10 protein-coding genes and 1 pseudogene are annotated in these 12,194 nt (G+C 63.9%); 1 reads left to right on the forward strand and 10 read right to left on the reverse strand.

Annotated features, from left to right (window positions below):
- Nucleotides 1–5: 5 nt before the first annotated feature.
- From ACVWWN_RS37505 to ACVWWN_RS37535, 7 genes and pseudogenes are all read right to left on the reverse strand, one after another.
- The gene (locus tag ACVWWN_RS37505) at nucleotides 6–521 is read right to left on the reverse strand and encodes a YkgB family protein (RefSeq protein ID WP_457148384.1); all 516 of its coding nucleotides are present in this window, start codon (nucleotides 519–521) and stop codon (nucleotides 6–8) included.
- A 231-nt stretch (nucleotides 522–752) separates the two neighbouring features.
- Nucleotides 753–1,430 carry a sigma-70 family RNA polymerase sigma factor gene (locus ACVWWN_RS37510; protein ID WP_457149428.1) on the reverse strand — a complete coding sequence of 226 codons (678 nt, stop codon included), beginning with the start codon at nucleotides 1,428–1,430 and terminating at the stop codon, nucleotides 753–755.
- A 230-nt stretch (nucleotides 1,431–1,660) separates the two neighbouring features.
- Nucleotides 1,661–2,146, reverse strand: a pseudogene (locus tag ACVWWN_RS37515) (hypothetical protein).
- A gap of 90 nt (nucleotides 2,147–2,236) precedes the next feature.
- Complete coding sequence (locus tag ACVWWN_RS37520; RefSeq protein ID WP_457148385.1) at nucleotides 2,237–2,671, reverse strand: cupin domain-containing protein; 435 nt, start codon at nucleotides 2,669–2,671, stop codon at nucleotides 2,237–2,239.
- Nucleotides 2,672–3,010: 339 nt separating this feature from the next.
- On the reverse strand, nucleotides 3,011–3,931 hold the full coding sequence (locus ACVWWN_RS37525) for an NADP-dependent oxidoreductase (protein WP_457148386.1): 921 nt from the start codon (nucleotides 3,929–3,931) through the stop codon (nucleotides 3,011–3,013).
- A 584-nt stretch (nucleotides 3,932–4,515) separates the two neighbouring features.
- Nucleotides 4,516–5,568, reverse strand: coding sequence for an alpha/beta hydrolase (locus ACVWWN_RS37530; protein WP_457148387.1), 1,053 nt, complete (start codon nucleotides 5,566–5,568; stop codon nucleotides 4,516–4,518).
- 1,533 nt (nucleotides 5,569–7,101) lie between these two features.
- Nucleotides 7,102–7,314, reverse strand: a complete 213-nt coding sequence (locus ACVWWN_RS37535; protein WP_457148388.1) for a hypothetical protein — start codon at nucleotides 7,312–7,314, stop codon at nucleotides 7,102–7,104.
- A 296-nt stretch (nucleotides 7,315–7,610) separates the two neighbouring features.
- On the opposite strand from ACVWWN_RS37535, the gene ACVWWN_RS37540 reads away from it, so the two are divergent.
- Nucleotides 7,611–9,377 carry a sigma-54-dependent Fis family transcriptional regulator gene (locus tag ACVWWN_RS37540; RefSeq protein ID WP_457148389.1) on the forward strand — a complete coding sequence of 589 codons (1,767 nt, stop codon included), beginning with the start codon at nucleotides 7,611–7,613 and terminating at the stop codon, nucleotides 9,375–9,377.
- 465 nt (nucleotides 9,378–9,842) lie between these two features.
- On the opposite strand, the gene ACVWWN_RS37545 is transcribed toward ACVWWN_RS37540, so the two are convergent.
- The 3 genes from ACVWWN_RS37545 to ACVWWN_RS37555 all read right to left on the reverse strand — a co-directional run bounded on the left by ACVWWN_RS37545 (nucleotide 9,843) and on the right by ACVWWN_RS37555 (nucleotide 12,110).
- Nucleotides 9,843–10,169, reverse strand: a complete 327-nt coding sequence (locus tag ACVWWN_RS37545) for a helix-turn-helix domain-containing protein (protein WP_457148390.1) — start codon at nucleotides 10,167–10,169, stop codon at nucleotides 9,843–9,845.
- Nucleotides 10,170–10,338: 169 nt separating this feature from the next.
- Nucleotides 10,339–11,532: a hypothetical protein gene (locus ACVWWN_RS37550; RefSeq protein ID WP_457148391.1), complete on the reverse strand. Its 1,194-nt coding sequence runs from the start codon at nucleotides 11,530–11,532 to the stop codon at nucleotides 10,339–10,341.
- A 332-nt stretch (nucleotides 11,533–11,864) separates the two neighbouring features.
- A complete protein-coding gene (locus ACVWWN_RS37555) occupies nucleotides 11,865–12,110 on the reverse strand; it encodes a hypothetical protein (RefSeq protein WP_457148392.1) in 246 nt (81 codons plus the stop codon).
- Nucleotides 12,111–12,194 lie beyond the last annotated feature (84 nt).

Here is a 12,194-nt window from a genome sequence, read left to right on the forward strand (position 1 = left end):
AACTGTCAGGTTGCTTTGGCGGCTATCGCCCGTCTGCGGGTTGCGTCAATCGCATCCGCCAGCAGCCACAGCGCTAGGCCGAGATTCGCGATGTCCTTCATCAAAAATTCTCCGTCGGCAGACAAAACGGGAAAGCCACCGGCAGAAGCCTCGCCGACGCCGGGGGTCGTGACCATGAAACTCAGCGTGGTCACGAAGAACAGCGAGGCGAATACGCCGCCCACCACGGAAGCCTTCGGGAACCACGGCTTGACCGCCAGCAATGCTGCAACAATCAACTCTATTGATCCGTTCAATCGACCAAAGGCGTCGATGGACATGATGTTGTAGGCCCAACTCAAGAGGTGGCTATTGGCTACCCAATGTGAAATTCCCTGAGATTCATAAGAAGTGAACTTCATGGCACCGAACCAGGCCAAGACTATGACCAGACCATAGCGGGCCACGAGCGCCGCAACGTCGGTAGTTCGGGAGCTTCCCAGCTCATCAGCGATGATGCCTGTAGCGCGATTATAGGACATGCGGTCTCCGTTCGTATTTCGTTGCGCCGCTGCGGCCCTGTCGCACACTCTCTGTCTCCTTCACGCAGAAGGTTGATGATCAGTGCTACCGCTCGCGGCTCAGGTCAGCGACCACTATCTGCACACAGCGGGTGAGTTGTCCTCATCCAGCTGTGCAATTCACCCGGGTGAGAGGCAGACGAGAACGGTCCTGCGGCGCAGATCCTCGCTTGTGTGCCTCTGAGGCGGCCGTCAGTCACAATCGCCGGCCGGCCGCGTCACCGAGGCTGGCGTCGGTGACAGTGGGTCGTCGTTCGACCGCACTGTCCGGTGACGTGAACCTCCCTGCGCCGGCCGCGAGTCAATGAGCAAATTGCGCAACCGTTCTCGGCCGCGGTTGATTCTTGAACTCACCGTTCCCCGTTCGGTTTCCATGATCGCGGCGATCTCCTTGTAGGAGAAGCCCGCGACGTCGGCAAAGTACACGGCAATACGGAACTGTTCGGGCAGTGCCTGCATGGCGGCCTTGATCTGAGGGTCCGGCAGCGTTGCGAGCGCCTGATCTTCGGCCGACCACAGGCCAACCGACTGGTGCGCAGCGCCGGCTGCAAGCTGTCGGTCCGTGATCTGGTCGGTCGGATAATGCGCCGGCTGGCGTTTCTTGGTTCGGTAGCTGCTGATGTAGGTGTTGGTCATGATCCGGAACAGCCACGCCTTCAGATTCGTTTCCGGCTGAAATGAACGCCTACCGGCGTAGGCTTTGAGTAGCGTTTCCTGCAGCAGATCCTCTGCGTCCGCGATGGTGTAGGTCATCTGAATCGCCCGCCTGCGGAGGGGCTCGAGCAGTGGGATCACGTCACGCTCGAAGTGAGCGCCGCTTGCCGGATCCTCTGTCAGGCTGGCACGTTCAGTACGTGCGCGCGCCACGATACATTCCCATTGTCACGTCCGGTACATCGTCGGTTGCACTTGCCCTCCGGTCTCCAGCTGTTGAGCCAGCATTCATCGACGCGGGGTGAGTGGTCATCACCCGGCGAACCAATTCACCCGGATGAGCACAACCCAGGGGTGGACGCCCTCAGGTTCATATCTTCATGCGCGTGCGCGTCACTGAAAGCGGATGCAGTGTGTTATCCAGCTTCTCTGCAACGTATTCGCCGTCAGTCGACTTGTGCCGGTTTCGAATATCGAGATTGGGTAAGGCGCGGGCGGTGCTTGGTTTCAATGGCGTTTGATGGCGATGTTGGGTCAACGATCGCGTAGGCCGCGGCAGCGCTTGCTGCGGAGAAGACGCTGTAGCTAAGCGGTGATTCCATACCGAGCGATACAGCCATCGCGTTTCCAAATGCTGTGAGCACTAGGCAAGTCGCCGCGCCAACGAGTTTTGGCCGCCGGCCAACCAAGAGCAAGACTCCGAGGCTCGCTTCGGTGGCGGTGGCACCCCAGACAGTAATGGTCAAAACCCAACCAGAAGCAAACGGGACAAGCTGATGGGCATACTCGGCGAAGTCACTCATGCTCCCTCAGTTACCCTGTCCAAACGGCGCCCATCAGCCGAATCGGTCGGCAACAGCGGACAAAAGCGCCGCAGCGAGCGACAAGCGTAGTGCGATCCGGACAACCCGGATCCGGTAAGGCGTGTGCATGGACTGCTCCTGCTGTGCCGCCTCGCGAAACGGACTGCCCAAATTTATCTATGCCGAACAGTTGGAACGTTTTCATCGCCATCGCGAGGCTCAGCCTGGTGCGTTGTCGTCCGTGGTGAGCGGTCCGTCTCCGGTATCGAGCAAGAAGACTGCGAGTAGCTCAGCGGGTTCCGTGGCGCTGGCATTTTCACTGATCGTGTGGTGCGCGCCGGGCGATTCATTCCACGTCTCGCCAGCGTGATAAACACGGGCAGGCTCACCTTCGACCTGGCTGCGGATTGATCCTGAGATCACGTAGGCCATGATGAACGCCGTTTTTGCGTGATGGTGAGCTCCGCTCTTGGCCCCTGGCGGATAGCTGACGGTCACTCCTACCAGGGATTTGCCCGGAACGTTACTATTTTGATCGAAAACCGTTCGCACGACCGGCCTTTGATCTGAACTCTCGGACGTTGGCTCAGCGTGCGCGGCCGGTGCGAGCATCGCAACAGCGATCAACGCAGGGAGCAATGGTTTTACGGCCATCTTGGCTGCCTTCTCTTTGGGTTTCTGACGACTGACTCATGTGATCACACGGTCTGAGCTGACCTGCGTGCGTGTGAAGACTCCTCAGAACAGGTTGCGCACCTACGTAGTGGGGAGTCGGCCGCTGCCACCGAACACGCCGACTCCACACCTTGATCGTGGCCCACTGCATTGAGCAGGTGAGCGGTTGTGCCCGCCGCTGGCGTTGCACCCCAGTCAGCGGCGGGCTCAGCCTCGGGTCTCTGGCGGATGGGCGCACTGCTACCTCGCCTTCGAGTAGCGCAGGAAGAAACGAGTGAAGGCCCGCGATAACGCCGTCCGACAATGGGAGGTTCCTTTTCAGTCTTCGACTACGCGCACGATCGTCTTGCCAAGGATGCGCTTGTCGGGAGCGAATGCGGCAGCGGCTTCAGCAAGTGGCAACACGGCGCCCACCGCCGGCTTCAGGCGTCCATCCCGCACCCGCGCGGCGACGTCGGCGAGTTGGGCGCGATCGGCTTCGACAACGAAGAACACAGCCCGCCCGTCGTGCGGCTGGGTCTGCGGCGGCTCGGCTACGGTGACGAGCGTTCCGCCGGCGCGCACCAGTGCGGTCGAGCGGGCCAGAATGTCTCCGCCGATCACGTCGAACACCAGGTCGACGTCCCCTGCGTCCTCCAGCTTTTCGGTATCCAAGTCCAGGAAGGTATGGACTCCCAGCTCGGCCGCCCGGTCGCGATCTGCGGTCCGGCCGGTGCCGATAACACGCGCACCGACTTCAGCAGCGAGCTGCACGGCGGTCGATCCAACCGCACCCGCGACGCCGTGGATCAGAACCGTTTGTCCAGCGGTGAGGCGGCCGTGGTCGAACAGGCCCTGCCAGGCGGTCAATCCCGAGATCGGCAGCGCGGCGGCCACGGTGTGATCGATGTCGATTGGCAACGGTGCCAGATTACGGGCTTCCACCGCGGTGTACTCCGCCAGCGAGCCGTTGCGCGACCAGTCGGTCAATCCGAACACCCGCTGACCAACACTCAGTCCGGTTGTACCGTAACCTAACTCAACCACTACCCCCGACAGATCGTGGCCGGGCACGCTCGGTGTGCGGTCACGACCTGCGCGGTCGGTCCAGGTGTCCGGCCATTCAAGCTCATTGAATATGAAACTCGCAGCGTGCACCCGCACAACGACATCGTTTGAGGCCGCCTCGGGGTGGGGCAAGTCGGTAAACGACAGGCCGGCGACCCCCGCCTCACGATCTGATACAGCGATAGCTTTCATCACACGTCCTTCCTGATGTGGGTTGTTGTTTGAGAATGACCGCCTGGCGCACTACACGGGGCGGTGGTCGGGTTTGCTATGTCCAGTCATGCGGCTGTGCTCTCTCGGCGAATGTCCATATGCTGCCGTCGGCAGCGCTCGGCGAGCGACCGCCTTGCTGGCGTCTGAGAGCGTCAAGATCGATACGTCTCCTTGTCGTCGGTGTGCGAGTCAGCGCGGGGGTGTGCGAGTCAGCGCGGGTTGGGGTTGCACGCTGACATCCCTGAGCCGCGATCACGGGCCCGCTTCAGGAGCCCTAAGTCGTCGGCTGAGTGCGGATTTCACCAATGACCACGGCTTCGATCGCACCCGGCCTCGAGATGCGTCGCTGCTAATGCGAACCCAACCGTTCTCGGTCACCCTTCGCTCGACCAGCTGTTGAGTCAGCATTCACCGACGCGGGGTGAGTGGACATCACCCGGCGAGCCAATTCACCCGGGTGAGGACAAATGCGGTACTGGGCGGATCGCATTCATCGGGGGTGGACGCCATCGGGTCGAGCTCAGCGGCGGGGGTTGATTTCTAGTGGCCATGCCCCGAAGTCGTTATTCGGTCGCTTCACGGATGTAGCGGCCGATCTGCCGCAGTGAGCGGCTGGCTTCCGGGATCATCGGCGCGGCGAGTTGGAACACATGGATTTGGCCAGGCCATACGTGCAGTTCGACGGGCACGCCGGCGGCGGCTAGTTGTTGGGCCGCCTGCTGTGCGTCGTGGAGCAGGACTTCGCACCCGGACACATGGATCAGGGTGGGCGGCAGTCCGGGTTGGATGTGATCGAGGGGTTCGTAGAGCGCCTCGGGATCGACGTCGGTGTTGCGGTGTGCTGCGGCGCGGGTGATCAGGCCGTGGAAGGCATCGAATGCCCTTGGCGGAAACATCGCATCCGAGCCGGTGTTGGGGTGTGCCATTTTGGGTTGTGTAGCCAGTTGCAGCAGCGGTGACATGGCCACCATCGCTGCGGGCTGATCGCCGCACTCGAGCAGGCGTTGAGCCAGCGCTAGCGCCAGGTAGCCGCCGGCCGAATCACCGGCCAGCACGATCTGATCGGGCTGATAGCCTTCTTGGCGTAACCACCGGTAGCCGTCGAAACAGTCGTCGATCGCCTCGCGGATCGAATGTTTGGGAAGTTTGCGGTAATTGGGCACCAGTACCGGGCTGTCGGCGAAATCGGACAGCATGCTGACCAGTCGGCCGTGCGAGTAGGGGCCGCAGGTGAGGAACGCCCCGCCGTGCAGATACAGCACGACCCGGCGGGTGCCGTCAGCCGGTAGCACCCCGGCGGCACGGACGAGCTGCGCGGTGCAGTGCGGGAGCCCGATGCCGGCGCGCACCATGCCTGGCGTCGGCGCGATAGCACGCGCGGCGAACTCCGCGAGGCCCCATGGCCACGGTGCCGAGGGCAGATAGCTGCCCATGCTAAGCGTGGGTCGGATCATCAGCCGGGCGCTGAGCCACGCGATGCGCCCGGCCATGCTCGGATCGTCCCGGATGACCTCAACGATGGCGCCCGCCCGGAACGGATCGCGTCGAGTTTGTCGGGCCCTGGCTGCTCGTCGACCGGGGCGCGGTGACCCCGACATGACGGCGGGTGCACTCATGTCAATACTCCACGCCGGCGTCATTTGACGCCACGCCACGCGACCGATCACAGCCGACGCGGGGCTCGCCGTCTTCCGGTGCACGGGTTCGGTTTGCTCGCTTATCAGAACTGGCACCGAGACCGGCCGTAGGCTCATCGTGTCGGCTTTGGGTTGAGGCCGGCGCGCATGCCTCGCATAAGTGCGCTCCCAGCCGCTCAACGAATCTCGGTGACTCACTGTGGCTTTGGCGCGCACCTCCGCATAATGGGCACTGTCGGTCGGGCGCGGTAGCTGGCTGCCAGTCAGGGCGCCCCCACAGCGCTCGCGCCCGCGTCACCGCCTTGCGGCGTCGCCTGCCCAGCTGATGCTGCCGCCGGGCGGCCTCGTCGTTGGCGTAGGCGATCAGCGCGGCGGCGACCGAGGATCCCGCACAAATGGCGGCGGCGACGCCGAAATCGATTAGCTGACCGTCGATCAACATGAGGGCCGCGTAATCACCGGTCACTACAGCCACAAACAGGAAGGCGATGCGGAGTCCGGTCATGATGCCAGTCCCCCTGGCCCAATGGGGCGCACAACGAAGACACTGCTCAGGTATCGAGTGGGACGCTCGCAAGTGCTGCATACCGGGTGGGTGCCGCGTCGCGACGCCGTCTCGCGTTTGTCGCCCACGTAGGTGGCCATTGCCCGTTGCAAAGTAGCCAGGCAGGCTTGGCAGAGCGTCTCGACGAGGTCGCCGTATTGGCTTAGCCCCATCTGGTTGCATCCGTCGATGGCGTGTATCTCGGCGACCGCGACCGCCGGCGCGCCGCATGAAACGCCGGTCGACACCCGTTGGGCGCTGCAGATGGGCTGCAGTGTGTGAAGTTGTTCCTCGATCGCCCCGACGGCGTCTCTCGCGGCATCTCCTTTGCGATGCGCCGGACGCCGGGCAAAGGCGGTAGCCGCACGCACTCGATGCAGCAGCCATGGTGTTCGCGCAGCACCGGGGCCGTATTCAGCAGGCGATCGTTGAAATTGACGACGCTTCATCTGGTTTCTCCGATGTATGGCGATGGCGATGTACGGTGGTAACGCAGCCAGGGAGTGAACCGCTAACGCGACCCGTTACTCGCTTGCGCGTCGGCGAATGCAAGTCCGGTACATGGTCGGCTGCACTTACCGTCCACTCGCCTTCTGCTGAGCCAGCATTTACCGACGTAGGATGAGTGGTCATCATCCAGACAACTAATTCACCCGGGTGATCGGCCGAGTTATTCCAGCTTCACGAGCAACCAGACGAAAACGTGCCTAGGGGCGGATTTCGCAACGGCATCCGCGTAATTGGCCGACATCAGCCGGGAGCTGGAGCCTGATTGTCGGGGCGGCGGCACGGTGCGAATCGGGATGCGGTCAACCGCGCACCGGATTGCCGCAACGAGCTGCGGGCGCCGGCACCACATCAACCGCTTCGCTACCCGCACCGTGCAGGAGCAAATGCCAAAGGACACGGCGCTTCGCCGTGATGATTGTTAGCCAATGCTTTGGGCTGAGGAGCGTAGGGGTGTGGTGTCATGCGGCCACCTGGACTTCCACCGACAGATAGTCGGCGATGGCATGTATTGCGGGCCAGTCAGCATCGCGCACCGCTCGCCCGAGCAACTCTACTAATGGACTCCAGGCGTCCAACTCGGCCAGCCATGAGGCCACCGTCGCCGGGATGTGATCTGCGTGCACGCACACGGTACGGCCGTGTAGGCGATCGGTGAGCTGATAGATGGTCATTTCTTCATGCCTTGTCGCTGGATCACGTTGTGGTTGTCGCGATGCACCGGGACTCGTGCCGGATGGCCGGCGGCGGATCACCTGACAGCCGAGCCGCCGTTGCGCAGACGCTGTGTGCCGTTGCCTGCCTCACCGTGGCTCTTCCGATCCGGTCCCGGTATTTGCTGACGTAACCCATGACACCGCCGCCGGCGTATGCTGAACGTCTCGATCTGAGCAGGGTTGCGCGTCTCAATCTGAGACGCCGGTATCGCCGAGGGGCTGCCGCTCGGTCGGGGAGCGAGGTGCATGCGTCGATGAGCTTGCGGGCCGGCGTCCAAACTGACGTTCGGCAAATTCGGGAACGGTTCTTGTGCGAGGGTTCCTTGGAGGCCGAGACCTTGCCCCCAAGCGTGCTGGACTCCTGGCGTCGGTCCCAGGCCATGCGGGTTCACCCTGACCGGCTCGATTTGCCCTATGTTCGGCGGCCGGATACCGACTCACGACTAGCTCAGGCCGCGGAGCCTGTGCTACAGGAGGTCACGCGGGACATGACCACCGAGGCGATGACGGTGATCCTCACCTCGGCCGACGGCGTAGTGATCGAACGCTCAGCCTCGGAGGGTGCCTTCATGAAGGCCCTGGATTCGGTGAGCCTGGCCCCCGGCTACAGCTACGCTGAGGAATACGCCGGTACCAACGGGATCGGCACTACGCTCGAGACGGGGCGACCCACCTTCATTCGTGGCGGCGAGCATTTCGTCGGGTCGCTGGGCGAACTCGCTTGTGCCGGAGCGCCAATCCGTGACCCGATAACCCAGCGGCTCGTCGGCGTCGTTGATCTCACCTGCCGGGCTAGCCGCTCGAATCCGGTTTTATTGCCGTTGGTCACGAGCCTGGGAAGCCAGATCGAGGACCGGATGAGAGAGTCGGCCCACGCGAGCGAGATCGCGCTTCTGGAGGCGTATCAGAACCAGGCGCGACGGTTCCCACTCGGTGTGCTGGCGATCGGCGGTGACGTGTTGCTGATGAACCGCTACCTGCGCCAGACACTGGACACCAATGATCAAATCGCCCTGCTCGAGCACGCGTCGGATCTGCTTCACACCACCGCCACGCGACATCCGCCGGCGATGCTGCCGAGTGGAACGACCGCCGACATCTCTGTTGTCGACCATGCGGAAATCCCCGGTGGCAGGACGAACATCGTTTTCCATGTGCATCTGTCGACCGAGGCAACAGCGCCCCGTATCGCGACTCGCCAATCGGCCGCGTCGTACATCCCTGGCCTCGTTGGGCGTAGCAGCTCATGGCGGCGCACTTGTCAGCAGGTGGAGCAATGTTGCCGAGACCGAGATTGGGTACTGCTCGAAGGCGAAAAGGGATCCGGACGAGCCAAGCTGGCGCAGTGCGTCGCCCAGTACGTACACCCGAGAAGGACTGTGCGGGTGATGCGGGCTGAAACATTCCCGGCACCAGCACTTTTCGTCGCCGAGATGGTGGCCCAAACCGACGGCGATGACTTCGCCGTGGTGATTTCCGACCTGGACTGCATCGACGAGGGAACACTCGCAGCAGTCATTCCGGTGTTGCAGTCGCGTGCGAGTCGCGGATGGATCGCCGCGACGACGAGTTCGTCGAAGCCTTCACCAATGATTGAATTGCTGCTGCCGTTGTTCATCCACACGGTGAGGGTCCCCGCGCTGCGGCACCGGATTGAAGACATCGAGGTACTGGTGCCGTTCCTGTTGCGCGAGCTGACCTCCGGCGCTGATGTGCGCCTCGCTCCCGATGCGATGCGTCAACTCAATAAGCTGCCGTGGCCTGGTAATGTGGCACAGTTGCGGCGAATTATTGCCGAAACTGTTGCGCGACAACATTCAGGCGTTATCGGTGCAGACAAGCTGCCGCCCGAGTGTCGATCGCTCGCGAAGCGGACACTCACCCAGATGGAGGCGCTTGAGCGAGACGCCATCGTCCGCAGCTTGGCGGACAACTCCAACAACAAGCTGCAGGCGGCGATAGCCTTGGGGATGTCGCGGGCGACGATCTATCGCAAGATGCGGGACTACGGCATCGCCTGATCGGCCGAAGCCAGTGGAGCAGGCAGGCGCTCGCGCGGCCGCGTCGCATCAGGTTCAAAAGAAGCGCCCGCCGCCGCGGCGAGCCGGTCGCCTCGGGCACGCCTGGCTTCGAGTGCGTCTCGCGTTCCGGTACTGATGGCTCGACCCGGAGTCGTTGAATACGTAGCCCTCAGCGCCCTACTGCATTGCCACTCTGAGAAATTCCTCGGATGGTCGCCGGATATCATTCGCGCTCAACGGTCTACAGCGCTAGTTCGCGTGGAGGCCGCCGAGCCCTATTCGCTTGCTCATTCGCCCTGTTCGTCGAACAGCAGATCTCGGCGTCGTGCACGACGGCGGAGGAATCGGTAGCTCGACGGTTGCGACGACGTCAAGGAAGTCGCGCGACCACAGCTTTCAACGTCGCGCCTAGGGCCTCGGCCACATGCCGCAGCTCGATCACGTCAAGCCTGCGCTCCCCCGTCTCTACTTGCTGACGAACGATTGCGGGACACCGAGCCGCTCAGCGACGGCAGCCTGGGTCAATCCAGCGTCGCGGCGGAGCACACGCAGCAGCGCACACACCTGCAGGTACTCCTCCGTCCAGCTGGACTTCTCCACCGCCAGCGCGCCTTGCACCAATGTCACGTACGCCGCAAGACGGGGCTTGTAGAGGAGCCGACGAAGAGTCACGCCGGCGCGCACGGTGCCCGTGCTTGCGTTCGTCGCTCGGCTCTTGGAGACCGAGATCGTCGACCGCGGCGGCGGCGCACTGGTGTTCAAGTCGGCGGCGGGTTCCTCACGCTCGGCCAACCGCGCTACGCATTTACCAAGGCGACGGCCGCCGCCGGCGGGTGCGGCGGACCCCGGACCGGTACGCGCACTTGTTCGCGGACGATCTGGGCGCTCCGCGTCTCGATCGACTCGACATAGGACGGTCTCAAAACCGCTCACCCAAGAACACTGCACCAGGACGTGCAGGTCAACTGGTCGAGTAGACACGGGCGCCCCGCCCCACGTCGCCGGCTTTCCGACAGATGACGAGGGCCTCGACGTAGTCCCAGCGATAGCGGTCTGGGGCCTCTGCAACGCGTTCCTGGAGTTCTCCGAGGAAGTCGGCGAGGAGACCGGCAGCGCGCGCCTCGCCCTCGCGCGCGAAGGCGCGGAGCAGCAACGGCCCTCCCCACGCGGTCACGCTCCGGACGTAGTCCCGTGCGAACACCGCGGGATTGTCATGGCGGTAGGGGTTGTCGAGACGGAAAAGCTGGGCGCTCTCGAGCTCGAGGCCGGCGAAGCTCCCGCCGCCCGCTTCGAACGGCACCCGTAATTCGCCGAGTGTGCGCGACCAAACCGGAACGACCGCCGCGGCGACGGTGCCGCCGCCGATGCGCCCCGCACGGCGCCAGTCGGCGAGTAGCAGGTTCATGTCCCCGACGATCTCGACGTAGAGCCCCGTCCTGTCCGGGCATGGAGTGGGGGAGGCTGGGATGGCGGCGATAAACCACCCCCCAGGCGCCAGCTCAACTGCGCGCATCTCGAGCATTCGCTCCCACTGCCGCTCCGCAGCGATGCGCCAGGCGCGTCGCTCGTCCTCATCCACGTGGTCCGGATAGCCGGGGAAGACCGAGCCGCTCGAGGCTAGGCCGGCGGCGTCGGCGACCCAGTGCAGGGTTGTCCCGGTCACCGCGAGGTGCACTGTGCCTCGTGGAAAGGAGGGCGCCTGGTGGAGAGGGATTCCGGCCATGGAGACGACCGTGGCGGGCGGCGGGTCGCGATCGAGCGCTCGCCGACAGGCTTCGCCGTGCGCCTCCGGCGAGGCGTAATGGGGGCCCGTGCCCGTGTCGGCGATCCCGGCGCCGGACTCGGCCGAAGCAGGGATCACAACTATCGCGCCGCTGTCGGCCTCCGGGCCGAAGGCGTGCCGCAGGTGGTCGGCGGCGACCCGCCACGCGTTCGTCGGGAGATCAACGAGCGCGTAGATCAGCCGCCGACCGGCGCGCTGCGCGACGAGATCGCGGATGAGGTCGTGAGAGTTCACGCCGTCGGCGGCGCCCAGATCGGCCACGCAGAGCACGTGCTCGCTCGCCTGCCGGTCCGCGGCGGCCATCACGGCCGGGTGAATCGCCTCGAACGCGGCGCGTTGCGAGAGGGCGTGGCGCGCGTAGTCGTCCGCCATGCTCAAGAGCTCGGGGCGACGTGACGACGTGGCGCTTCCCCTTTCGCGCAGCGCCGCCGCGGTCCGGGCGGCGTGACCGAGGCCTATCGTCCCACAGGGCCAGCGTGCCCACGTGCAGATTCAGAGCCATTCTGATGTCCTACGACGCCAACGTAGTAGCCCTCGAACGGGTTTGGTCGAATGAGATGCCGTAAAGCGACGACATGAGACTTCTGTGACTGGCGTCGTCACCCTTATCTCAGCCGCAACGAGTTACCGCCCGCCTTTGCGTGGAGGTAAGCAAACACCCGGCCATCCGTCACGCGCCCGAAACCGTTCGCGCTTTTGGCCACTTAGTCGTCTCCACCCTCCCAGTCGTCGTCACCGCCGTACCAACCGTTGCGCCATCCGCCGTCCCACTGGTTCCAGCCTCCCCATACGGGCACGTCCAGACATGCGGATGCGTACCCGAACGGGCCGCTGATGCACCAACCCGGGTTTGCTGACGCATGTCCCGCCCCAGCGACCGCGAACACCACCGGCACTGCCACCGCGCCCACTGCCACCGCGGTCTTTCCGAGGATTCCTGAACAGGTCATACGCTCCTCCCGTCCTTCGATGCTCGTCCATCAAGACTAGTCCCGCGAGCCCGTAGACGAAACAGTGCGATTGTCGAAAAGTGA

Source organism: Mycobacterium sp. URHB0021 (assembly GCF_054057895.1).